Genomic DNA, 24,253 nt, shown 5'->3' with positions numbered 1-24,253 from the left:
CGGGGTGAAAACCTTTATTTTTCAATACATTAAAAGTGATTTATTTTCATTTTGACCCGAAAGTCATTTTTTTAGGAGGAGAATTTATGCTTGAATGGATTCTAAAGCGATCCAAAATCATATTAATCTTATTTTTATTGTTTGTTATCGTAGGAGCCTTTACATTTTTACAGCTCCCTCAAAGGGAAATTCCTGAAACAGCCATTAATATCGGGACGGTGAATACGGTTTATCCCGGAGCGACTGTTGACAGTGTGGAGAGAAATATTACGAATCCCATTGAGACTAAATTGCAGTCCATTGATGGGATTGAAGAAATCAGTTCTTCATCAGCAGCCGGTTTCTCTGCTATTATCGTAACCGTATCTGACGGAGAAGACAAAAAAGAAGTGTTCAGCAATATCCGGCAGGCTGTTTCAGATGCAGCCGCCGGATTTCCTGAGGAAGCCTTTGAGCCTGAAATTAATGAATCGAATGTAAAAATGCCAATCGTTTCTTACCATCTTACAAGTGACAGTATAGATAACCTTCTTCCTTTACAGGATGAACTGGCGCGATGGAAGGAAGAAGTTGAATCGTTAAAAGGAGTTGAAGGTGTAACAATTAAAGGTTTAGCTGAAGAAGAAATCGCCATCCAGCTTGACCCAGAATCACTAAAAGAAAAGGGCATCATTCTGCCTGATGTGATCGAGGCAATAAATGAAGAATACTACCCTGCGCCAATAGGAAAACAAGAAATAAATTCAGAAATCGTTCAATTGACCGTCGATCATTTTACAACTGAGGATGAGCTTGAGAATGTATTTGCAGGCAAGACTCCCCAGGGTGAATCAGTCGTTCTCGGTGATATTGCCAATGTAGAAATTGTCCAGAAGGAAAAAGGAGATATTGTTACATTTAAAGGCAAACCTTCGATTTCATTTACAGCTTTTGTGGAAGCAGGACAGGATATTCCGTCAGTTGATGAAAGCGTAAGCGAAAAAATGGAGGAACTCAGTAAATCCCTGCCTGAGAATGTGGGTATTGAGAATTATTATTCTCAGGCTCATCTTGTCACTGAGATTTTTGACGGGCTTTTCCTATCCCTTGCCATCTCAGTCATTGCGGTTATATTAACAACAGCACTTGGCCTTACTGTTTCAGGCGCATTTGTTGTTGCACTGGCTATACCTATTTCAGTATTAATCGGGCTTATTCCCCTGCCGGTTTCCGGGGTTGATTTAAATCAGATCTCGGTGATTGGTGCCATAATCGCATTAGGGATTTTGGTTGATGACTCCATAGTTGTTAATGATAATATCCAGAGAAGGTATAAACTCGGGGACAATGCATTAAAAGGAGCCATAAATGGGACAAAAGAAATCTGGGTTTCGATTGTTACGTCCTCCCTGGCGATTGTTTTTACCTTCCTGCCGCTTATCTTTCTGTCTGGAGGGAATGGAGCATTTATCCGTGCGCTGCCAACAGTGCTGATTACAACCATTTTGGCTTCAACTTTGGTTGCACTGATATTTGTACCAATGATGCGCTACATGATGTACAGCAGAACGAGCAGGAAAGTTCCGGATGCACCCGGTCTTTTGGGAAAACCGCTGAATAAATCAGCAGATCTATATGCTGACAAGCTTTTAAAGTCTATTTCCAAAAAACCTAAGCTTGTTTCTTTCTTAGGATTGATAGTTACTACAGCTATCTTAGGCCTTGCTTTGTTAACGCCCTTTGAGTTCTTCCCTGCTGCGGATCGTGAAGAAGTCACTATAGATGTGTCATTGCCGATCGGTACAACACTTGAAGAGACTGCTGAAGAACTTGAGAACATTGAAAAGATGCTTTTAAGCGACAAGGGTGTGAAGGAAACAAGTGTCTTTGCCGGGACTGGTTTGCCTAACTTGTTCAATAGCTCCCTTAATGTGACTGGTTCCAATACAGGTCAGATTGTTGCCCGGGTGGACCGTGAGAGCCAGACGGCACAGGGGTTAATCGATGACTGGTCGCCCATTTTGAGAGAGAAATATCCCGATTCAGAAATATTCATGGAAACGATACAGCAGGGGCCTCCTGCTGGCGCACCTGTGACGGTAACAGTCAAAGGGCCTGAGTTAGAAAAACTGCTGGAACTCCGCGATAATCTCTCCAGAGAAATGAATGAAGCAGGAGCCGACTTTGTAGTCGATAACATTGGCAGTATGGAACCAACTTTAAAATACGTACCGAAGAGAGAGCTTCTTGAGGAATATGGGATAACGGTAAACGAGATCAGTGAGCAGATTCGGCTGGTTACAGAAGGGATCCCGCTTAAAGCTTTTGATAATGGTGTTGTCAAAAGAGATATGAGTATCCTTCTTGGAGAAAAAGGTGCAGAACTTGACCTATCCAAGCTGGAAATACCAGCGGAAAGTACTCAGGGTGGACCTCCAGCAATGATTTCCGCAGATACGCTTGTTGAGGAAGAAAGAACGGAAGAAATTCAGCGGATCCCTCACCAAAATGGAGAAAGAGCCATTACAATCAGGGCTTTCCCGAAGGATGAGAAAACCTTTAAGGAAACCGTGCAAAATCTAGTAGAAGACGAACGTGAAAAATTGAATGATCAAAATTACAGTATTTCAATAGGCGGGGAAAATCAGGCACAAAATGATTTCTTTGCCGAAATAACGGTATTGTTTATTATTGTGATCTTCCTTGTCTATTTGCTGATCGCATTTCAATTTAATTCCCTTGGCCTGCCATTCCTTGTGTTAGTTGCCGTATACCTGGCGATTGCCGGTGCGATTCTAGGCTTGTTCGTTACACAAACGCCAATCAGTTTCCTTGCTGTTATGGGCATGGTTTCATTGACCGGCATAGTAGTCCGCAACTCTGTTGTTTTAATCGAATTTATGGAACAGGGATTAAAAACAGGAATGACCATTAAAGAAGCAGTAGTAGAAGCTGGTCGTGTCAGATTCAGGCCCATTATCCTGACTGCATTAACATCAATCGTTGCTTTAATACCTGTTGCAGTAAGCGGCGACGCACTCTTCACGCCGCTTGCCATCACCATTATCTCAGGCATTTTATTCTCGGTCATCCTGACCCTGATCATTGTTCCGATGATGTATCTCGCGTTTAAAAAGGTGCCGCACACCCATGCCATACAAGATCAATAAAATCATACAAAACCTTCCTGTATTCAGGGAGGTTTTGCTGCATCCTTTTTGCATCACTGCATATACTATATTCACGGTCGCCCACCTCTTCTAACATCGCTTCGTTGCGGGACTAACCAGACCGGAATGTGGGCGGCCACCTTTTAGGATTCAAACCGTATTCACCATCACCGTTTTATTACACACCATGAATAAAGCTGCAAACCCCACCAGGCTTGCAGCTTTTATTTTATTTATGGTCCTTCGTCAATAAGTTCATAGCCTGGAATCAGTTCTGACAGCGGCACTATCTCTGCTTTCTCTTTATAAACAGGTATATACTCTTTAAGCACATTAACCATCTTTGTTCCTGTGATGCCGACATGGCCGATTGCGATAATTCGTTCATTTTTCACCAGTTTTTCAGCAAGTCTGTCAGCCTGTTTTGTAATATGGGCAGTGGTGTATATGTCATCGAAGAAAATATTGTTTTCTACATAGGGTACACCTATTTCTTTTGCCAATTTGGCGACGACGCTTTTGCCGGTTGTTTTGCTGTCGAGATAAAATAATCCTTGTTCTTTGCATACTTTAAGGACTATTCTCATGACCCGCTCATTTTCAGTGGCTCTTGAACCCATATGATGATTCATCCCGACGGCATGCGGCACTTCTTTAATGGCACTCTTCACCCTGCTGCGGATTTCTTCATCGGTTAAATCAGTTGTGATTGCCCCTGGACCTAGCCAGCTCCTCTTTCCTCTTTTCGGCTCCATCGGCATATGAACGATCACTTCATGTCCATTTTCACTTGCCATTTCTGCATCTTCTTTTGTCGTTGGCATGAAAGGCATGATGGCAACCGTTAAGGTCACCGGGAGCTCCATCATTTCTGCTGTTCCCTTCATGTTGTTTCCCAGATCGTCAATGACAATCGCCAATTCAGGTTTTAGCGGGGCAGCACTTATGGAAGTCCCCCTACTTGCGAATGAAAAAATCAATAAAAATATACTGATGAATATTTTCATTTTCCATCCTCCTTTGGGCTAGCATTCCCTGAATCTTTAAAACAGTTCCAATGCAAAAACTGCCAGGAATTGATCCTGGCAGCACTTTATTTTTTATGCATTTTAAACTCAAGGAAAAGCTCATTATAATAAGCAAGCATCCTTTTTCCCAGGTTCTCATAAACCTCCAGCCGACCTGTCATTTCTTCATCGGGATAGAATCGTTCATCTGAGATTGTTTCTTCGTCCATATATTTCATCGCTTCTTTATTCGGCGTTGAATATCCAACGTATTCTGTATTTTGTGCCGCATTTTCCGGGTCAAGGATGAAATTCATGAACTGGTGGGCCGCTTCCGGGTTTTTGGCAGTCTTAGGGATGACCATATTATCAAACCAAAGATTGGAGCCTTCTTCCGGAAGTACATATTCCAGATTATCCTTCTCCCACATGAGCTCCTGTGCCGTGCCGGACCAGACCACCCCAATGCCGGCTTCATCATTTTCCATCAGCATTCTGATTTCATCACCGACAATGGCTTTAATGTTAGGAGTAAGACTATCGAGCTTTTCTTTTGCTTCGATCAAATGGTCTTTATTTTTGTCATTCAGAGAATAATGCAGACTGTTGAGCCCCATGCCCATTACTTCCCGTGCCCCATCAATCAGCAGGATCTGGTTCTTTAATTCAGGGTCCCATAAATCATGCCAGCTTTTGATTTTTTTATCTCCTAAAATATCGGTGTTATAAAGAATCCCGACTGTTCCCCAGAAATATGGAATCGAATATTCATTCCCAGGATCAAAAGGCAGGTCCATAAAACGCTGATCAATATATTTCAGATTCGGAATTTTCGAATGGTCGACCGGCAAAAGCAGGTCTTCCTCTTTCATTTTTTCAATTGCATATTCAGATGGAACGGCAATATCATAGGCTGTGCCGCCCTGTTCAATTTTGGTCATCATGGCTTCATTGGAATCGAACGTCTCATAGATGACTTTTATGCCTGTTTCCTGTTCGAACTTGTCCACCAAGTCTGCATCAATATAGTCGCCCCAGTTAAAAATGGTCAAAGTATTGCCGCTTGTATAGCCCTGAGAGGAATTCAGCCCTGAAACGATGTACAACAAGACAAATGAAACAATTAGTACGGCGGCGAGCGCCTGAATAAGCTTCTTCATTGCCTCACCCCCATTCCATTCGGCTTATCATTTCGTTTTGTAATAAAGTAATAGCCTATTACCAGAATGATTGTAAATAGGAAAAGCAAAGCAGATAAAGCATTAATATTTAAAGAAACTCCCCGTCTTGCCAGTGAGTAAATCTCGACAGACAATGTGGTAAAGCCGTTGCCTGTAACAAAGAAAGTTACCGCAAAATCATCCAGGGAATACGTCAGGGCCATAAAAAAGCCAGCGAAAATTCCTGGAGTAATATAAGGGAGAATGACTTTAGTCAGCACATCAAACCTGCTTGCCCCAAGATCCATGGCTGCATAAATCATGGACGTGCTCATTTCTTCTATTTTAGGTAAAACCATCAGCACAACAATCGGAACACTAAAGGCAATGTGTGCAAGCAAAACAGATACAAATCCAAGCTTAAGTCCGATCATTGTAAACAGAATCAAAAACGAGGCGCCTATAATGACATCCGGACTGACAATCAGCACATTATTCAGTGACAGGAGCGTGTTTTTCACTCTTCGTTTTCTCGCATAGGCAATGGCAAGTGCTCCAGCCACTCCAATTATAGTCGAAATCGCGGCAGACAAAAGGGCAATAATAATAGTGTTAAGGACAATGATGAGCAAGCGGGTATCAGCAAACAGCTCCCGATACCAATCCAGGGTGAAACCTTCGAATTGATACATGGTTCCTCCGCTGTTGAATGAATAAAATATCAAGTAAAAGATCGGGGCGTACAGGATGATAAAGATAAGAGCCAAATAAATCGCCGGCCATCTCCTGTTCTTTTTCATTATAGAATCCCCCGCTTTCTTCTGCCTGTCAGCACCATAATGAACACCATTGCGATAATCAGGAATACGGCAATGGTCGAGCCCATTCCCCAGTCCTGTGTCACTAGAAAATGCTGTTCAATGGCTGTTCCCAGAGTAATGACACGGTTTCCTGCAATCAGCCTTGTCAGCATGAATAGAGAAAGTGCAGGGATAAAGACAATCTGGCATCCTGCTTTCACCCCGTCAAGTGTCAAAGGAAAAATAACGCGTTTAAATGTTACCCAGGAAGACCCGCCTAAATCATTGCTGGCATCAAGAAGGGTTGGATTGAGTTCATCTAAAGAATTAAATATTGGCAAAATCATGAAAGGAAGAAAAATGTATACCGACACAAAGATAAAGCTGAAATCAGTGAACAGAATTTGCCTTCCCCCTATTCCCATGACATCCAAAAAGCTATTCGCTGCCCCATATGTTCCAAAGATGCCCAGAAAAGCATAGGCTTTCAAAAGCAAATTAATCCACGATGGCAGGATAATTAATAAGAGCCAAAGCTGCTTATGTTTCGTCTTAGTAAGCAAAAAGGCTGTCGGATAAGCGATCAGCAATGAAAATAACGTAATTAAAAAGGCATACCAAAAGGAGCTCAGGGTCATTTTCAAATAAACGGGTGTAAAGAACTTTCTATAATTCTCCAAAGTGAAGTGCCCTTCAATATCGAAAAACGAATAATACAGAACAAGAAGCAATGGCGCTACAACAAAGAGGGCAATCCAAAGGACATAAGGAATTAAATAAAAGTTGCGGGAGTTAGTTCTCATGGCTTTCCTCTTCATAAGCTTCAAGACGCTTATCAAATTCCTCTTCTGTTTCCCCATGCCTCATGACGTGTATTGCTTCGGGATCGAAATAAAGGCCAATTTGATCCCCGACTGTCGCCTTTTTGGTTGAATGGACCAGCCATTCATTGCCATCGCTGTCATAGCAGCTGATTTCATAATGGACGCCCCTAAAAAGCTGGGAGTCAACATGTACCTTCAGTTTCCCGTCTTCCGGTGCAGTAATAGCCAGGTCTTCAGGCCGGATGACGATCTCTACATCTTCATTTGGCTCAAAGCCCCCATCAACACACTCAAATAATTTTCCGGCAAACTTTACCTGATAATCTTGGATCATCGTTCCAGCAACAATATTTGATTCCCCAATAAAATCTGCCACAAAACGATTGATCGGCTCATCATAAATATCAGTAGGAGTTCCACTTTGTTCGATGCTTCCACTGTTAAGCACGAAAATTTCATCTGACATGGCTAATGCTTCTTCCTGGTCATGTGTGACGAAAATAAATGTAATGCCCAGATTCCTCTGCAGTTCCCTCAGCTCATATTGCATTTCGGTCCGCAGCTTTAAATCAAGTGCGGATAAAGGCTCATCCAGGAGAATAACCTCTGGTTCATTGACAATGGCACGCGCGATGGCCACACGCTGGCGCTGTCCACCTGACATTTCTTTAATTTCCCGATTTTCGTAGCCTTCAAGGTTCACAAATCTTAGCGCTTCTTTTACTTTCCTATCAATATCTGCATTCTTTAATTTTTTGATTTTTAAACCGAATGCAATATTCTCATACACATTCAGATGCGGAAATAGAGCGTAATCCTGAAAAACAGTGTTTACCTGCCTTTTGTTTGCTGGAACATTATTTATTATTCGCCCATTAAAATAAATGTCCCCTTCGGAAGGTTCAGTAAAGCCGGCAATCAATCGCAATATGGTTGTTTTCCCGCAGCCCGATGGCCCTAAAAGGGTATAGAACTTCCCGCGTTCAATTTCAAAGCTGACATCTTTTAAAACCGGCGGATCATTATCATATCTTTTTGTAACGGAATTAAATCGAATAATGGTGTTATCTGTCATCTAACTCTCCCTATCTATAGAAATTACAGCACTTATGTATTGTTAAGTTCAAACGTATAATATCATAAATTTCTCGGAATCTGTCATATATTGGTGAACATCCTTAACAAAAATATCCCGCAGCCATTGGTGCGGGATATTCAGATACTACACTCCCCGCTTATTGCCCCATACATATGTATGCAGCTGCGGAAGTACTTTAACATCTGTCAAATCACTGTCATGTATCGTTTTTTCAATGAGCCAATCATATTTGTCAAGCAGTCTCTGCAATAAGTTTCGGTCGTCAGCTGTAACAGTGTCATCATTTCCCACCTGCAGATAAAACGGAACACCGGGATAGCGCTTATGAACGTTTTTTGCATATTCATAATCCTTATCATCAAAAACAACAACCTTCAGTGAGAACTGCTGGTCAGCCTTACTTTGGGTCTGAAGATTATTCACAATATAATTGAGCACATCGAAGTCTGTATTCATGCCTGAGCTCGGCGGTTTTGGGGATAGGGTCAGTTCATCAATTTCATAAAACCAATCCTGCCAGCGGCTCCCCTGTGTTTCCAGACAGATCTTAATTTTTTCTGCTTTGAGCAATGAAATAAGATCACTCAAATTTTTTAGAAGGGCTGGATTACCGCCGGATATCGTTACAAAGGAGAATCCATCCCCGCCAAGCTCTTTAAGCTCGTTCCAAATATCCTCCGGTTCCATTTGGCGGATGCTGTCTTTTGCGCTTCCATCCCAGGTAAAGGATGAATCACACCAGCTGCAGGAATAATCACATCCTGCTGTACGGACGAACATCGTTTTCTGGCCGATCACCATCCCTTCACCCTGAATGGTTGGCCCAAATATTTCAAGAACAGGAATCTTACTCAACCTCCATCCACTCCCTTCTTGCTTCAGCATAGCTTGTAGGAGTTTCAAAAAGGCGCACAAATTCTACTCTTGCCCCAATATATTGCTCTTTTCTGTTTTGAAGGCTGTCTGCCATTTTTTCATAAATCCAGACAACCATATTCTCTGCTGTCGTATTCATTGGCGGCAGTGTCTCATTCAGATACTTGTGGTCCAGAAATATTTCAATTTCGTTTTTCCAAATTTCTTTAATGTCGCCAAAATCTATCATTAACCCTCTGTCATCCACAAATCCGCTTAGGCCAAAAACCACCTTGTAGGTGTGCCCATGCAGGTTTTTGCATTTGCCTTCATAGCAATGCAGATGGTGGGCTGAATCAAAAGTGAATTCCTTGCTGACCAATACACGCTTTTGGTGGTATTTCAGCTGATCGGGTTTAATATCCTCATTAATTTTCTGCAGTTTATCAACAATCCTGAAACCGTACATGGCTTAAAGCTCCTCCTTTTCCTTGAGGTATTCTTCAAGGCCATTTTTCCTTAAATGGCATGCAGGACACTCACCGCAGCCATCAGCCGGAATTCCGTTATAGCATGTCAGTGTCTTCTCACGCACATAATCGAGGGCATTTAATTCATCTGCCAGCTTCCATGTCTCTGCTTTGTTAAGCCACATTAAAGGTGTATGGATCACAAACTGGTGATCCATTGATAGATTAAGTGTAACATTCAATGATTTAATAAAAATATCTCTGCAGTCAGGGTAGCCGCTGAAATCTGTCTCACACACCCCGGTTATAATATGCTTTGCGTTGATCTGACTGGCCAGCACACCGGCAAATGACAGGAATAAAAGGTTTCTCCCAGGCACAAATGTGGATGGGAGCTCGCCTTCCTCCCCATCCTTTACTTCAATCTCATCACGGGTAAGTGCATTTGGTGCCAGCTGATTCAATAGGGACATATCCAGAATGTGGTGCCTGATTCCCAGCTCTTTTGCTATTTGCTGTGCACATTCGATCTCCAGCTTATGACGCTGATTATAATTAAAAGTGACTGCTTCCACTTCTGCAAAACGTTCCTTTGCCCAGAATAAGCAAGTTGTACTATCCTGACCACCGCTGAACACAACGAGTGCTTTGTCATTTTTCATATAAAAATTCTCCTTTAAATAGAAAAACAGGACCACTAAGAAAGCAGACCTGTTTTCCTTAGTTTTTTAAAGAGGGTAGCTAGAACCTCTACCGTGTACACGGATTTGTTATTGAACTATCAGTTTATATTATCATCTTTAATGATTTTTTAGAAGGCTTTAATTTATACAGCAAAAAAGTTTTATTATTCAAAATCGCGGGAAAGTAATAATGCAGCGCCAATTTCTGAAGGAGGGACTGAAGCCATGATCCGGTTTACATCGACTTCACGCTATTCCTTTGGCATTGCAAAAAAAGGGACATTTGCAAGAAGGTCTGCAGGAATGAATATCCAGGATAGGACCACTATGATACGTCTGGGACTGCTGCAATAATCGGAACCGGCAAAAAAGGTGCTGCTGTTGCCTGGCACCTTTTTTGCATTTTAATTTTCGGAATCGGCTTCCAGGAGGTCCCACGCTGTAATGATGCCTTTTGGTTTTTCAGTCGGCTTTCCATTCTCGGTAACAATAATCCCTTCCAGCTTTTCACTTTTATTTCGGGAGTACTCAAACATATCCTCTAATTCAAATATTGATGTATCTTTGCCGGCAAACGAGATTTGATGCTTCGATTTCTTGTTGAAAAGCTCTTTAATTTTCACCTTTTTCAACTGGATTGTTTCTTCTGTAAAGTGCTCTGCCATCCATTTCACGATATCTGCCGAAGTTAATAGCCATGAATATTCCTCTTTTCTCGAGTAAATCGGGAATTGGGAGTGCGAAAATTTGTTGATTATGGCAAGTACATCTGCTAGCTTGCCATCTTCATAAAAATAAAATACGGGAGTTGCAGCTATGGAGAGTGCTGTTTTTGGCTTTTCAAAATGACCTGCAATTCTTTCAATCTTTTCTACCGTCTCCCGATGGGGCTCCGCAATATAATAATCAAGGTCTATTTTTTCATGGACAATGGCATTTCGCAGTTTGGCAAACTGGTGCAAATCATCTTCATATAATCGAATCAGCGAATGGTTTTTCTGTATTTCTATAAGTTTATAAAATCTATCTGTTCTGGCGTTTTTAGCAGATTGTTTTAAGGCTTTGTGAATACGGTTAAAGGCAGCCTCAAATCTTTCTGATAAGTTCATTTCTATGTCTGCTTCCAATATGATCTCTCCCTAAATTGGTAATGTCCCTCCTCTATTCCCAAAATGATGGACAAACTAAACTTTGAAGATAATGGTATGAATGCTAGCAGAATAATTTGCACAAAAAGAATTTTCAGTCTATTATAGAATATTATATTCTTCAGCTGAGGACTTTGCATAAATATATAACTTTACTAATAATTTTTTTCGTTCTACAGTTAAACGATATGACTATACCTTTTCAAAGGAAAGAATAATGAATGCATTTCTTTATAACGAAAATGAATATTTATTATATCTAAATAATATTTCATTCCTCCGCACAACAAATTTCTGCGAAAGCTGGTGAAATGATGAGATACACTTTACACCCTTTGGGGGAAGATGCTGTTCTTGTTGAGCTTGGGAAAGAAATCAGCAAGGAAACACATCGGAAAGTTCAATCGCTGACTGCCTTTCTCGAAAAGCACCCACCCGAATGGATGATTGAATACATACCTGCTTACACAACTGTAACCATTTTTTATAATCCATTTGAAGCCTATCAGCTTTCAAATGGCCAGCTCCCGTTTGATTTCGTGTGTTCACTGATAACACCGCTTATTGAAGAACTGACGGAAAATGATATGCAGGAACCTCAAATCGTTGAAATACCGGTATGCTATGGAGGAGAATTTGGGCCGGATCTTGATTTTGTGGCAGAGCATAATGGGATTACACCTGAAGAAGTTATTGAAGTTCACTCTTCAGGCAGTTACTTGGTCTATATGATTGGATTTGCACCGGGATTCCCTTTTATTGGCGGAATGTCAGAGCAAATTGCCGCACCAAGACGGGATACGCCACGTCTAAAGATACCGGAAAGAACGGTAGGGATTGCCGGTATGCAGACAGGGATTTACCCCATTGAGACGCCAGGCGGCTGGCAGCTGATTGGGCGTACTCCTGTTAAATTGTTTCGGCCGATGGATGAATCCCCTACCCTCCTGAAAGCAGGCGACCATATCAAATTCAAGCCAATCAGTCTGGAAGAATACCATCATTGGGAGGAGACGGAACAATGATTAACGTTTTAAAGCCCGGACTTCTTTCAAGCATTCAGGACCTGGGGAGAACCGGCTACCAAAAGTATGGCGTGATTTCCAGCGGGGCAATGGACCCTTTTTCACACCGGATGGCCAATCTCCTGGCTGGAAACAAAGAAAATGATCCTGTTTTAGAAATAACGATGATGGGTCCAATGCTAACATTTAAAGAGGATACACTCATTTCAATTTGCGGAGGGGACCTATCCCCTTCCATCAATGGCCAGCCTGTTCGGACATGGAGATCCGTTTTAGTGAAAAAAGGCAGTGAACTTAAATTCGGCCAGTGCCGTAAAGGGTGCCGAGCCTATCTGGCTGCTGCGGGCGGATTTTCGGTACCTGAAGTCATGAACAGCAAATCCACATACCTCCGCGCAGGCCTTGGCGGTTATAAAGGCAGAGCATTAAAGTCAGGAGACCTGCTGGAAACCGGCAAACCTTCTCTCCAGTCATTGAAAATAACGGAGTATTTGACAAAACAGATTCTTGATAGAACCTTTGTTGAAAACGACTGGGGTATTGCATCAGAACTCATACCGGACACAGCGGCAAATCCAGAAATCAGAATAACCAGGGGCCGCCAATTTGATTTATTTTCTGAAGCAAGCAAGGTTCAGCTTTTTAAACATGCCTTTGAAGTGACCTCACAATCGGACAGAATGGGTTACAGACTGAAAGGCCCTGCCCTTGCGCTATCAGAACATGCTGAGCAAATATCTGAAGCTGTAAATTTTGGTTCCATACAAGTTCCTCCGGATGGAAATCCGATTGTATTGCTGGCTGACAGGCAAACAACGGGGGGTTACCCCAAAATAGGACAGGTTGCTGCTGTCGATCTTCCCCTTCTGGCGCAGGCCAAACCTGGAGACTCCTTAAGTTTTTCAGAAATTTCAAATGAACAGGCGCAGCAGTTATTAATTAAGAGAGAAATGAAATTAAAGGAATTAAAGCAAGGTATATTTTTAAAAACAAGAGGAGGCAATTAAGATGCACATTGTAGACATTAATTGTGATATGGGAGAAAGCTTTGGCTTATACAAGATGGGGCGAGATGAGGAAATTCTTGATCATATAACTTCTGCCAATATTGCATGCGGATTTCATGCCGGCGACCCAGCGACCATGCGAAAAACAGTTAAGATGGCACTTGAGAAGAATGTTGGTCTGGGTGTCCATCCGGGACTCCAGGATCTGCATGGATTCGGCCGGAGGGATATCAACATAACCCCTCAGGAAGCTTATGACTTAGTGGTCTATCAAATTGGCGCTTTGTATGCCTTTGTTAAATCAGAAGGCGGAAAGCTTCAGCATGTAAAACCGCACGGTGCATTATTCAACATGGCCTCAAAAAGCGCACCATTATCAGAAGCAATCGCAGAAGCGGTTTATAAAGTCGATCCGGAACTGATTCTTTTCGGACTCTCAGGAAGCGAATTAGTAAAAGCCGGCAGGAAAATCGGACTCCGCTCTGCAAATGAAGTGTTCTCAGACCGCACGTACCAGGAGGATGGATCTCTTACTTCAAGAAGGGAAAATAATGCACTTATTACAGATCATAGCGACGCTGTAAATCAGGTAATCCGCATGGTCAAGGATGGAAAAGTTCATTCTGTCCAGGGTACAGATGTTTCCATTGAGGCAAATACGATATGCATCCATGGTGACGGGGAAAGTGCACTTGAATTTGCTCAATATATTCCGAAGGCTCTGAATGAAGCAGGAATCCAAGTAGCAAAAATCAGCGATTTTTTGAAATAATATCGGTATTCGTGGAAATAATGAAAAATTGGTGTTCCTTTATGGATGACCGCATAAAACAAGAATTATTGATTTTGCATAGGTTTCAATGGTTCTCAACTGCTTGTAATAGTGCAAATGAGGTTTTATAAGATAGTGTGTAGGTTTTTCGGGCGGCTGTCGGGTATAGTTCTGTTGAAGTCGAATAATTAAGCGCGAATGGCACTGATAGGGGGGAATAGTGCCGTTGAAGTCGAATGATAAAGCTTGAATGGCACTCATCAGCTGGAATAGTGCCGTTGAAGCCCTATAATTAAGCGCGATTGGCACTGAATCATTACTAAAAGTGCTGCTGCAAGGTAAAAGAAGCACGAAAGATAACCACAAAAAGAATTATTGGGGGAAAAAGAATGAAAAAGCAATCTAATGCCAGTCTATTGCTTGGTGCCGCTTTCCTTATGGCCACTTCTGCCATTGGCCCAGGCTTTCTGACACAAACGACAGTTTTTACAGAAACCCTGCTTGCGAGTTTTGGGTTTGTCATTTTAATTTCTATTATTATCGATATTGGGGCACAGATGAATATCTGGCGAATCATTGCCGTTTCTGAAAAACGCGCACAGGATATTGCCAACGATGTCCTTCCGGGACTGGGATATTTCCTTGCTGCCCTGATTGTCATGGGCGGACTTGCTTTTAATATTGGGAATATTGCTGGTGCCGGTTTAGGAACAAATGTTATTTTCGGGATATCCCCTGAAATGGGCGCTCTTTTAAGCGGAATTTTGGCAATCGGCATCTTTCTTGTAAAAGAAGCGGGCAGATTAATGGACCGTTTCACACAGATTTTAGGATTTGTCATGATTGGATTAACTCTTTATGTAATGTTTACTGCACAGCCTCCTGTCGGTGAGGCAGTTGTCAAAACGTTTGCGCCGGATAAAATTGATATCCTGGCCATTATTACACTTGTCGGCGGAACGGTTGGGGGTTATATTACCTTCGCTGGCGGCCATCGTTTAATTGATGCTGGAATCAAAGGAAAAGAAGCTCTGCCGGAAGTCACAAAGAGCTCAGTCAGTGCAATCGGGATCGCTTCCATTATGCGCATTTTCCTGTTTCTTGCTGCACTGGGTGTGGTTTCACAGGGCCTTGCACTTGATCCATCCAACCCCCCTGCTTCTGTCTTCCAGCTGGCAGCGGGCAATATTGGTTATAAGATATTTGGAGTAGTTATGTGGGCAGCTGCCATTACTTCTGTTGTCGGTGCAGCTTATACATCGGTCTCATTCATTCGGACATTGAGCCCTGCTGTCGAGAAATATCATAAATGGGTCATTGTCGGCTTTATCGCCATTTCTACATTTGTTTTTGTTTTGATTGGAAAACCGGTAAAAATACTAGTTTTAGTTGGTTCATTAAACGGTCTTATCCTGCCAATTGCATTAGGTGTAATGCTGATTGCTGCCTATAAAACCAAAATTGTCGGCGATTATAAACATCCTCTTTGGATGACGATTTTCGGACTTATTATCGTGATTGCTATGTCTTACATGGGGATTTATTCATTAATCAATGGTATCCCCGAGCTATTTAAATAAGCATGAAAGAAGATTTTCATATGAACTCCCCTTCTCAATTGAATCCCGATGAAGCGCGCAAATTGATACGTGTCCAGGATTGGAATAATCCAACTGCAGGAATGGCTAATGGCTTTATTCAAGCTAATCTGGCTATATTGCCAAAAGAACTGGCCTTTGAATTTCTGCTTTTCTGCCAGCGTAATCCTAAATCCTGTCCAATCATTGATGTGACTGAACCAGGTTCACCCGTGCCAATCCTGTCAGCTCCCAATGCTGATATTAGAACCGACCTGCCAAAATACAGGGTATATAAAAACGGAGAGCTCGCTGAGGAACTTTCAGACATAACATCTTATTGGAATGATGATATGGTAGCATTTCTGATCGGATGCAGCTTTACGTTCGAAGACGCCTTGCTCAAAAATAATATCCCTATACGCCATATTGAGGAAAATCGGAATGTCCCGATGTATATAACCAATGTTGGATGTGTGGGTGCAGGCCGGTTTGAAGGACCAATGGTAGTGAGTATGCGTCCGATGACAGAGAAGGAAGCCATTAGAGCTGTACAGGTGACAAGCCGCTTCCCATCTGTCCATGGGGCCCCTGTCCATATTGGAAATCCTGAAGCAATCGGCATTAACAATGTTCAACGCCCTGATTTTGGAGACGCTGTGACCATTAAAGATGGAGAGGTACCGGTTTTTTGGGCCTGCGGGGTCACACCTCAGGCAGTTGCCATGCATGTGAAGCCGGAGATTATAATTACACATGCTCCGGGACATATGTTTATTACTGATTTGAAAAATGAGGAGTTTTCGGTTTTATAGGAAAAAGGCGTCCAGTGGGCGCCTTTTACTTTTTGTTTTTCAAATAATTCAGGGCATCATGATGATCCTTTTTCATAATCTGTTCAATTATTGGGTCTGCGGGAATGACTTCCCTGCTTTTTTTATTAATTGTCCGGTAAACGGGCCTGATCGACGAAAGACTGCTTTTCACCTTCCATTCGCTATCCTGGAATACAATTTTCAAATCGATGAGACCAAGATGATTGCCCCAATATCCAGCCTGGACAGCAGCCGTTCCGTTAATGGTACCAGTCTCTAAGTCAATGCCAGGCAGCTTTTGCAGTTCATCTTTAACAGGAAAAACAGAATGGCTGTGACCGAATAGAATGGCATCTAATCCCTTAACTTTGCTGAGGGCATGAACTGAATTGCCCTTTTTTTCATCTAGTCCTTTATCGGATTGGAGACCGGTATGCGCAAGAGCCACAATGATATCTGCCCCTTTACTTTTCATAATAGGGATAAAATGCTCGGCAGTTTCCTTTATATTTTTCACTTTAAGGTTTCCGTGAAAATACTCTTTATTCCATTCTGCAACAATCGGTGTGATAAAGCCAATGACACCAACTTTCAGCTTATGCTTCTCCCCTGATGTATCTGTTACTTCTTTCTCTATGATGGTATAGGGATTAAAATAATTCAAATCATCCTCATCGAGCTGATTGCTGTCTTCAACATATATATTGGCATTGACATAAGGAAAGTTAGCTCCCCTGAGGCTTTCTTCCATAAAATCAATTCCGTAATTAAATTCATGATTTCCCACCGTCGCAGCATCATAAAGCAAGGTATTCATGGCTTTAAAGACAGGATGGACATTAGCCATGTCAAGCGGATGGCTTCTATAGGCATACTCATCGAGTCCGTTTCCTTCAAGAATGTCCCCATTATCAAATAGAAGGGAGTTAGGAGACTCATTTCTTGCCTGTTTAATCAAGCTGGCCGTTCTTGAAAGCCCAAACTCCACTGTTTTCTTGCGGTCTTCGTAATCATAACCAATCATGTTTCCATGCAAATCAGTGGTTTCCATCAGGCGCAGATGGATGGTTGGCGGTCCGGATACTTCAGCTTCCGTCTGGTTCCAGACAATCAGCAGGGCTATGAATAATAACAGCGTGATTAAGTATTTTTTCATTCCCTTTTTCATTCCATCTCCCCCAGATGATCAAAGATAAGTTCTCTTATTTTCTCTCGATGCAAGAAAATTAATCAGAGATTGGGGGCTTATGAAAAAAGAAGAAAAAAAGGAAAATTTTGAAACTTTTTATCGTTTTATTCGTTATAAAAGAAAATGAAAATGGAGGTCCTGCATGGTTAAACAAAAAAAATTCTGGGTTTGGGCATTGTTGTTCTTTATTTTAGAATCAATTTTAGCAGCGGGTGTTTCACTTTTTTTTCACTTGCCTCTGCTTGATACCATGGCCTACAGCAGCTTTATTCTTTTTGCATTAAGCCTATTTGCTTTTTCACAGGGTGATGCCTGGACAAATAATGTGATTGCTGATTCAAAGCTAAATATGATGACTCATATGAACGAAGAAGAAAGAGCGGATTTTTTCATTAATATCAATCCGTTTCTAGCAGGGACTTTTGCTTTTTTTATTGTTGGAATAATTATTACTGCGTATTTGTTTATTATTTAATATGCTTTCCGCGGGAGGCATGAGATCCTCCTCCCGCCGGAGTCAAGTATCCTCCGCTCCAATCAGCCCAGCAGTAAAATAAAGTTTGGTGTTTTAAACCAGTTGACTTTGATAGTAACTACTATTTTTTGTAGAGAGTTTTTAATATGATTTTCTCCCAGCTTTTCCAGTTCAGCACGTTTTTCAGGCGTATTCTTGTTCGTACCCCCTTTCCTACCGGGTACCTGAGTGCAGGTTCTTTTTCCCTGAGAATGCTTACTGCTTTTTTCGCTACGATTAGCGGATCTTCATAAAAGGGCTCGCCTTGATCAAGGTAATTTTGAATTTTTGACATATATGGATAATAAGGTGAGTCTTTTTTCAAGGATGGTTCCGCAATCTTTTTCCCTGTTGTCCAGATGCCTGTCCTGAATGATCCTGGCTCAATCAGCACAACATTTACGCCAAACGGTTTCATTTCAAGTCTAAGTGATTCACTCCACCCTTCTACAGCAAATTTTGATGCGGCATATGGCGATAAGCCTGGAAACCCGATTCTCCCGCTGATGGAACTCACATTTAAGATGGTTCCTGTTCTTTGTTTCCGCATAAATGGCAGAACCGCCTGTGTTACTGCAAACGTTCCAAAAACATTTGTCTCAAACTGATTTCTATAATCCTCCAGCGGTATTTCTTCCGCAAATCCTGCCCCTGCATAGCCGGCATTGTTGATTAAAACATCAATTGAAGGCAATTGAAGGATCAGGTTTTTAAAACTTTCAATAGATGAGGATGAGGTGATATCTAATTCATGAATGGAAATTTGTTCATGAACTCCCTCTCGTCTAGCTTTCTCCATTAATATTTTGCTTTTATTCGTGTTTCTCATTGTGGCAATAACTTGAAAATTATTCTTAGCCAGTTCAATGGCCATTAAGGTTCCAAACCCGCTGGAACAGCCTGTAATAGCAGCATTTTTCCTATCCAACTATCATCATCCTTTCTTAGTAATGAATTTTTCCATATCGCCTGTAAATAGATATATAATTAAATGAAAAAGTATTATAAAATAGTAAATATATTGATAATAAGAGGATGAACAAGGTGGCACACATATTTTTCAGCATTTTCCTGCTTGTATCCGGTTTGTCTTCATCTGTGCAGCAAAGCCAGGAGCCGATTGATTTCAATGTACATCTGAAGGGAAATGCCATTGTTATTGATTCACCTGCCCTAAAAAGCCCTGCATTTAGCAGCACATTAGCAGCTGCAGTAAAATTAACTGCGAAGCTAACCTATTATAAAGAATACCGGATCTATTTTCAGGCGCTAAATTCCTGTGCAATTCACAGAAGTAATGAATACATGACCCCTTATATGTTCCAGAGTAATTATCTCCGCATTTCATTAAATTTTAAAGAAACTTAAAAAAGTGTGGAGGAATGAAGTTGGAAACGATTAAATCATTTTTAAATAATAACGGCATCAAACGATTTATTATTTTTGGAATTATTGTCCTGGCTCTTTATCTGCTGAGGAGCATGATTAATTTAATTCTGATTACATTTATATTTTCATTTTTGATGGATAGGCTTGTGAAGCTTGTCCTATCGAGATTTAAACTGAATAGAAAACTGACGGTCGTAACCCTTTATATGGGAATTATCGGTCTGCTTTCTATAGGAATTATCAAGTATCTCCCTCTAATTGTATCTGAAATATCACAGCTGTTTAAACAGGTTGAAAGCTTTTACACCCAAAAACATGACAATATAGTAATTACATATATTGTTCAAATGCTCGAAACAAATGAAATTACGAAATATCTTGAACAGGGCTTTGCGTTCCTGCTTCAATATTTTTCCGATATTAGTCATATTGCGATCCAGGTATTGCTGTCTCTAATCCTTAGTTTGTTTTTCCTGCTCGAAAAACCGAAACTTATCGAATTCACCTTGAAATTTAAACACAGCAAAATCTCTGACTTTTATAATGAAATCGAGTATTTCGGAAGTAAATTTGTGCAAACATTCGGGAAAGTAATCGAGGCGCAGTTCGTCATTGCCACAGTGAATTGCACCCTGACAACACTTGCATTATGGATCATGGACTTTCCTCAGCTAATGGGATTGTCAATTCTTATTTTCCTGCTGGGATTAATTCCTGTAGCAGGTGTCATTATTTCGCTTGTCCCGCTATGTACAATCGCCTATTCTCTCGGCGGATTCATCCAAGTATTTTATATCGTACTTGTCATTATGGTGATCCACGCCATTGAAGCGTATATTTTAAATCCGAAGCTTATGTCATCCAAAACGGATTTACCTGTCTTTTATACTTTTATAGTCTTGATTTTCTCTGAACATTTCTTCGGTGTTTGGGGATTAATCGTCGGTATACCAGTGTTTGTATTCATGCTGGATGTTCTTGAAGTCAAGAGCAATCCGCCGAAAATTCAGTAATTTAAAAACACACAGTCCCGCTGTGTGTTTTTTTTATCTTTTCAGAATCGCTCTTTTATTATCGGCCTGCTTCAGCCAATGCCTGAGCCCTTTACCTGCGTGTGGTTCATCATTATATCTGGGAATGACGTGCAGATGGCTGTGAAGAATGGATTGATTGGAAGCATCGCCCACATTCCAGCCAAGCGTATATCCATCTGGTGCATGTTTTTTATCTAAATAATCCTTAGCTTTTTGCAGAAGTTCATATGTATCATTCCACTCTTCAGCTGTCAGCTGAAAGGCATCGGAATGGTGAGCTTTTGGCACTATGACCCCGCAGCCCTCCAATACGTCCTGTTCTTTATCGTGCTGAAGAAAATAACAAGTGCTGTTTTCAAAAATGATATTTTGATGAGGATCCTGGTGCGGACTGCAAAAAGGACAATGATCCTGATACGGCATTTAATTTTTTCCTTTCTTTTCAGGGTGATTTATCAGCAACTTCTCCAAAGCGGCTTTATGTGAATTCGCATCAAAAGCAGAGTTATTGATTACAGCCTTTCGGATGGACAGCTCCTTCAAGATTTCCTCTTCAGCCTGCCTCCTTGCTTTAAGAGCCTTTAAAGTGCCTTCTGCCCCGCTTAAAAGATTTTTCTTTCCATATCCCTGATCGGTATAATAATGGATAAAACCATCAGACCAGGATTGCGGCCGTTCTTTTATCGCTTTCTTGAAAGAGAAGTCAAGGTTATCCTGACTGATATAAATTAATATCGGATTCAGGATTTTCACGGATTTTTCCAATGCCAGTACATAATTCCGAACCTTTGTTAGCGGAGCTCCATATTTAATCATACCAACTGTAACAGGATTCTGTATAAAACAGCATTCAAAAATATGTACTTTTTTTCCTCTGGCAGCTCGCTTGGAAAATCGTTCCCAATTATTGATTATAAGTTTCATATTTTGATCCAAAGGAAGCTCATAGATATCATTTTTATATACCTTTTCATAAAATATGTCTGGAATATCAGGTCCAAGCTTTTTATACCGCAATAAATAGCCATTACCTTCCGGAATGCAATTTTCGAAAATTTGGTCTCTAAATGCACTGTAATCTTCCAGCAATCGATGCCACTGGTCATTCTCAAAATAGGCAACGCTCTCATAATCTGCCGGGTGATTCAGATCACCCTCGCAGAATAGTTCTGATTCGATCCCGTTTTGCATCAAAACCTCCTGAACCAATCTTGCAGTAGTAGATTTCCCTGAACCAGGTAAACCCTCGATTAAAATTAATTTTGTATCCATCGAATCACCTTCACAATATTTAGAATTCGCATATTATTGTAATGCATAAAAAGAAAAACAAACAGTATTATTAACTGCTTGCCGGTTTGAAGAGGTTATTTTAGTGCCGGAAAAGTATTAAACAGATTTATTCAGGCAGGCAATCAGGCGCTGCTCGAAATCTAAAGCCATTTCTTTTAGGTTCTGATTATCAATCAAGCTTATTAACGCGCGTGGCCTTGGCAACCCTATCTTCGTTTTGCCGTTTTGCTTATATCCTACGATTTTACAATATCCAAAGATCTTCTTTCAATACCACTCTGCCTCACTTCAAGCAGCTTAAATTCTTCTTACAGATGATGGCCTTTTTCTTCAAGCTTTTCTTTTATATCAAAAGTCCAGATTACTCCAAACTTTTTATCTTTTAGTTTTCAAAGCTGGATTTTCTTCTTTATGAAGGCTCTATGGCGACTATTTTTTGGTGCGCCACTGAATTTACGTCTTCATGAAGTTTCTATGGCGACTATTTTTTGATGAGCCACTGAATTTACGTCTTCATGAAGGCTCTATGGCGCCCATTTGTTGATGAGCTACTGAATTTACGTCTTCATGAAAACTCCAGGGCGGCCCTTCGGTAATGAGCCACTGAATTTTCCTCTCCATGGCCATATAAAAGCCGCCACTCAAGATTATCTGCGGTGTATGTTAATTTCCTTTATCAAAACAGTTAGTGCATCGCTCATTGGCGAGGCTTGCATGTTATTGATGATTTGTCCCCGTCTTTTTTCAAGTTTGTCCAGGGATTCAAGCAGGCTGTCTCCTGTTAAGTTTTCTTCTTCCAATGTAAGGGAGAATCCTTTTTTTAAGAAAGATTCTGCATTTAGTATTTGGTCCCCCCTGCTTTGTTTTTTGGTTAGCGGGATGATGAGCATAGGAAGCTTCAAAGCAAGGAATTCAAAAATGGCATTGGATCCTCCCCTGGTGACAACTGTATCTGTAGCGGCGAGAATATCAGCAAGCTCATTGCTAATGTATTCAAATTGTCTGTAGCCTTTAATGTTTATTAAACTCTCATCCTTCTGTCCTTTGCCGCATAGATGAACAATTTGGTATATAGAAGTCAGCTCCTGAAGTGCTTCCCTGATCGTTTCATTAATTTTCTTAGCCCCCAGGCTGCCTCCCATTACAGTCAAAATTGGCCTTTCATACGTAAATCCAAGAAACTCCCTTCCTCTCTCCTTATCACCTGAGAAGATTTCCCTTCTGATCGGAGATCCTATGGCCGTAGTCTTTCTCGCAGGAAAATGTGATGCAGCTTCATCGAATGAAGTAAAAATCCTGTCTGCAAACCGCTGAGAAATTTTGTTTGCAAGTCCTGGAGTCAGGTCACTTTCATGTATATAAATTGGTATGTTTAATGAGCTTGCCGCAATAATAACAGGGACCGATACAAATCCGCCTTTTGAAAATACAAGCTTGGGCTTCAGCCTTTTAAGCAGCTTTCGTGCTTCAATAATCCCTCTTAACACACGAAAAAGATCTATTGCATTTTCTTTATCCATGTAGCGGCGAAGTTTTCCGCTGCTGATTCCGTAATAAGGTATATCCACTTCAGAAATCAATTCTTTTTCGATTCCCTTTATAGATCCGATATAGTGAATATCCCATTCTCCTTGGGAAAGTTCATTTATTATGGCGATATTTGGAGTCACATGCCCGGCAGAGCCGCCCCCTGTAAAAACGATTGTATTTTTTTTCATTTCCTACCTGCCTAAATCATTTTTAATTCCATTATATATCTAAGATACAAGTTTAAGTCCGATTGCAGCACTTAATACCATTGCAATAAAAAATATCCGTTTGGCATCTTTGGGCTCTCCGTACAGTATCATGCCAAGAATGGCTCCTCCAGCGGCACCAATTCCAGTCCAGACCGCATAAGCTGTACCCATCGGAAGTTCTTTCATGGCCAGGGCAAGGAACAAGAAGCTGGCGCCAAAACCGCTGATCAGGAGGAATAATGATTGCCAATTCCGTTTTTTGTGCCAGCTGTTTATCATGGTGACACCTGTCATTTCAAAAAGGCCAGCCAAAATTAGAAACACCCAGCTCATGAACTTTCAGCTCCTTTATCTTCATTTGTCACTAGCTTTAAGCCCAGAACACCTAATAATAAAATAAGAACAAGAATTATTTTAGATAATTTCAAAGGCTCTCCGAAAAATATAATTTCAGATAAAACTGTACCAGCAGTGCCCAAGCCCACAAAGACAGCATAAACCGTTCCCACAGGCAGGACTTTGCCAGCCATTATCATCAAATAAAAACTGACTGCTATGCATAGAATGGTCCCTGCCCATGATAATGGATCATCCGCATGCTTTAACCCAATCACCCAAAACACTTCAAAAAATGCGGCTATAAATACCTTTAGCCACTGCATGAAATCAGCCCCTTTTTAACGAATATTATTCCCGGAAAAAAG

26 protein-coding genes and 1 riboswitch are annotated in these 24,253 nt (G+C 41.1%); of the genes, 10 read left to right on the top strand and 16 right to left on the bottom strand.

Annotated elements, in window-relative coordinates:
- Positions 1–86 precede the first annotated feature (86 nt).
- The gene (locus tag DFO72_RS05830; protein WP_113880973.1) at positions 87–3,149 is read left to right on the top strand and encodes an efflux RND transporter permease subunit; all 3,063 of its coding nucleotides are present in this window, start codon (positions 87–89) and stop codon (positions 3,147–3,149) included.
- A 233-nt stretch (positions 3,150–3,382) separates the two neighbouring features.
- Here the strand turns inward: DFO72_RS05830 and DFO72_RS05825 are convergent, their stop codons facing one another.
- The 8 genes from DFO72_RS05825 to queC all read right to left on the bottom strand — a co-directional run bounded on the left by DFO72_RS05825 (position 3,383) and on the right by queC (position 10,026).
- Entirely contained in the window at positions 3,383–4,156 is a 774-nt protein-coding gene (locus DFO72_RS05825) for a divergent polysaccharide deacetylase family protein (protein WP_113880974.1), read from the bottom strand.
- A gap of 86 nt (positions 4,157–4,242) precedes the next feature.
- Positions 4,243–5,316: an ABC transporter substrate-binding protein gene (locus DFO72_RS05820; RefSeq protein ID WP_113880975.1), complete on the bottom strand. Its 1,074-nt coding sequence runs from the start codon at positions 5,314–5,316 to the stop codon at positions 4,243–4,245.
- Positions 5,313–6,116: an ABC transporter permease gene (locus DFO72_RS05815; RefSeq protein WP_113880976.1), complete on the bottom strand. Its 804-nt coding sequence runs from the start codon at positions 6,114–6,116 to the stop codon at positions 5,313–5,315. The genes DFO72_RS05820 and DFO72_RS05815 overlap by 4 nt, the downstream gene beginning before the upstream one ends.
- The gene (locus tag DFO72_RS05810) at positions 6,116–6,919 is read right to left on the bottom strand and encodes an ABC transporter permease (protein WP_113880977.1); all 804 of its coding nucleotides are present in this window, start codon (positions 6,917–6,919) and stop codon (positions 6,116–6,118) included. Before DFO72_RS05810 ends, DFO72_RS05815 begins: the two co-directional genes overlap by 1 nt.
- Positions 6,909–8,015, bottom strand: coding sequence for an ABC transporter ATP-binding protein (locus DFO72_RS05805; RefSeq protein ID WP_113880978.1), 1,107 nt, complete (start codon positions 8,013–8,015; stop codon positions 6,909–6,911). The genes DFO72_RS05810 and DFO72_RS05805 overlap by 11 nt, the downstream gene beginning before the upstream one ends.
- Positions 8,016–8,162: 147 nt before the next feature.
- Complete coding sequence (gene queE, locus DFO72_RS05800) at positions 8,163–8,894, bottom strand: 7-carboxy-7-deazaguanine synthase QueE (RefSeq protein WP_113880979.1); 732 nt, start codon at positions 8,892–8,894, stop codon at positions 8,163–8,165.
- The gene (queD, locus tag DFO72_RS05795; protein ID WP_113880980.1) at positions 8,887–9,363 is read right to left on the bottom strand and encodes a 6-carboxytetrahydropterin synthase QueD; all 477 of its coding nucleotides are present in this window, start codon (positions 9,361–9,363) and stop codon (positions 8,887–8,889) included. Before queD ends, queE begins: the two co-directional genes overlap by 8 nt.
- Positions 9,364–9,366: 3 nt before the next feature.
- Positions 9,367–10,026 carry a 7-cyano-7-deazaguanine synthase QueC gene (queC, locus tag DFO72_RS05790; RefSeq protein ID WP_113880981.1) on the bottom strand — a complete coding sequence of 220 codons (660 nt, stop codon included), beginning with the start codon at positions 10,024–10,026 and terminating at the stop codon, positions 9,367–9,369.
- Positions 10,027–10,078: 52 nt separating this feature from the next.
- Positions 10,079–10,121: riboswitch (PreQ1 riboswitch) on the bottom strand.
- A 151-nt stretch (positions 10,122–10,272) separates the two neighbouring features.
- Here queC and DFO72_RS30350 point away from each other — a divergent pair.
- Positions 10,273–10,401 carry a hypothetical protein gene (locus DFO72_RS30350; protein ID WP_258549798.1) on the top strand — a complete coding sequence of 43 codons (129 nt, stop codon included), beginning with the start codon at positions 10,273–10,275 and terminating at the stop codon, positions 10,399–10,401.
- Positions 10,402–10,451: 50 nt separating this feature from the next.
- On the opposite strand, the gene DFO72_RS05785 is transcribed toward DFO72_RS30350, so the two are convergent.
- Entirely contained in the window at positions 10,452–11,174 is a 723-nt protein-coding gene (locus DFO72_RS05785) for a CBS domain-containing protein (protein ID WP_243856074.1), read from the bottom strand.
- A gap of 335 nt (positions 11,175–11,509) precedes the next feature.
- Here DFO72_RS05785 and pxpB point away from each other — a divergent pair, with 335 nt between their 5' ends.
- The 5 genes from pxpB to DFO72_RS05760 all read left to right on the top strand — a co-directional run bounded on the left by pxpB (position 11,510) and on the right by DFO72_RS05760 (position 16,391).
- Complete coding sequence (pxpB, locus tag DFO72_RS05780; RefSeq protein WP_113880982.1) at positions 11,510–12,220, top strand: 5-oxoprolinase subunit PxpB; 711 nt, start codon at positions 11,510–11,512, stop codon at positions 12,218–12,220.
- Positions 12,217–13,227, top strand: coding sequence for a biotin-dependent carboxyltransferase family protein (locus DFO72_RS05775; RefSeq protein WP_113880983.1), 1,011 nt, complete (start codon positions 12,217–12,219; stop codon positions 13,225–13,227). The genes pxpB and DFO72_RS05775 overlap by 4 nt, the downstream gene beginning before the upstream one ends.
- A 1-nt stretch (position 13,228) precedes the next feature.
- Positions 13,229–13,999 carry a LamB/YcsF family protein gene (locus tag DFO72_RS05770; RefSeq protein WP_113880984.1) on the top strand — a complete coding sequence of 257 codons (771 nt, stop codon included), beginning with the start codon at positions 13,229–13,231 and terminating at the stop codon, positions 13,997–13,999.
- 389 nt (positions 14,000–14,388) lie between these two features.
- Positions 14,389–15,579, top strand: coding sequence for an NRAMP family divalent metal transporter (locus tag DFO72_RS05765; RefSeq protein ID WP_113880985.1), 1,191 nt, complete (start codon positions 14,389–14,391; stop codon positions 15,577–15,579).
- Positions 15,580–15,599: 20 nt separating this feature from the next.
- Entirely contained in the window at positions 15,600–16,391 is a 792-nt protein-coding gene (locus DFO72_RS05760; protein ID WP_113880986.1) for a putative hydro-lyase, read from the top strand.
- 25 nt (positions 16,392–16,416) lie between these two features.
- Here the strand turns inward: DFO72_RS05760 and DFO72_RS05755 are convergent, their stop codons facing one another.
- Positions 16,417–17,559, bottom strand: a complete 1,143-nt coding sequence (locus DFO72_RS05755; RefSeq protein WP_113880987.1) for a metallophosphoesterase — start codon at positions 17,557–17,559, stop codon at positions 16,417–16,419.
- Positions 17,560–17,722: 163 nt separating this feature from the next.
- Between DFO72_RS05755 and DFO72_RS29850 the strand changes: the two genes are divergently transcribed.
- On the top strand, positions 17,723–18,055 hold the full coding sequence (locus tag DFO72_RS29850; RefSeq protein WP_243856073.1) for a hypothetical protein: 333 nt from the start codon (positions 17,723–17,725) through the stop codon (positions 18,053–18,055).
- A gap of 121 nt (positions 18,056–18,176) precedes the next feature.
- Here the strand turns inward: DFO72_RS29850 and DFO72_RS05745 are convergent, their stop codons facing one another.
- Positions 18,177–19,022, bottom strand: coding sequence for an SDR family oxidoreductase (locus DFO72_RS05745; RefSeq protein WP_113880988.1), 846 nt, complete (start codon positions 19,020–19,022; stop codon positions 18,177–18,179).
- Positions 19,023–19,138: 116 nt separating this feature from the next.
- Between DFO72_RS05745 and DFO72_RS05740 the strand changes: the two genes are divergently transcribed.
- Entirely contained in the window at positions 19,139–19,462 is a 324-nt protein-coding gene (locus DFO72_RS05740; protein ID WP_113880989.1) for a hypothetical protein, read from the top strand.
- Between the two features lie 20 nt (positions 19,463–19,482).
- A complete protein-coding gene (locus tag DFO72_RS05735) occupies positions 19,483–20,496 on the top strand; it encodes an AI-2E family transporter (protein ID WP_113880990.1) in 1,014 nt (337 codons plus the stop codon).
- 33 nt (positions 20,497–20,529) lie between these two features.
- Here DFO72_RS05735 and DFO72_RS05730 read toward each other — a convergent pair whose 3' ends face one another.
- The 5 genes from DFO72_RS05730 to DFO72_RS05710 all read right to left on the bottom strand — a co-directional run bounded on the left by DFO72_RS05730 (position 20,530) and on the right by DFO72_RS05710 (position 24,211).
- On the bottom strand, positions 20,530–20,940 hold the full coding sequence (locus DFO72_RS05730) for an HIT family protein (protein WP_113880991.1): 411 nt from the start codon (positions 20,938–20,940) through the stop codon (positions 20,530–20,532).
- Positions 20,941–21,789 (bottom strand): hypothetical protein, encoded by an 849-nt coding sequence (locus DFO72_RS05725; RefSeq protein WP_113880992.1) that lies wholly within the window; start codon positions 21,787–21,789, stop codon positions 20,941–20,943. It lies immediately after the preceding gene.
- 668 nt (positions 21,790–22,457) lie between these two features.
- Positions 22,458–23,528: an undecaprenyldiphospho-muramoylpentapeptide beta-N-acetylglucosaminyltransferase gene (locus DFO72_RS05720; RefSeq protein ID WP_113880993.1), complete on the bottom strand. Its 1,071-nt coding sequence runs from the start codon at positions 23,526–23,528 to the stop codon at positions 22,458–22,460.
- A gap of 39 nt (positions 23,529–23,567) precedes the next feature.
- A complete protein-coding gene (locus DFO72_RS05715; RefSeq protein WP_113880994.1) occupies positions 23,568–23,882 on the bottom strand; it encodes a DMT family transporter in 315 nt (104 codons plus the stop codon).
- Complete coding sequence (locus DFO72_RS05710; RefSeq protein WP_071158943.1) at positions 23,879–24,211, bottom strand: DMT family transporter; 333 nt, start codon at positions 24,209–24,211, stop codon at positions 23,879–23,881. The genes DFO72_RS05715 and DFO72_RS05710 overlap by 4 nt, the downstream gene beginning before the upstream one ends.
- Positions 24,212–24,253: the final 42 nt, after the last annotated feature.

Origin of the sequence: Cytobacillus oceanisediminis, assembly GCF_004366035.1 — a bacterium.
GTDB classification, from domain to species: Bacteria; Bacillota; Bacilli; order Bacillales; family Cytobacillaceae; genus Cytobacillus; species Cytobacillus oceanisediminis_C.
This window is presented reverse-complemented; position numbering and strand designations above follow the sequence as displayed.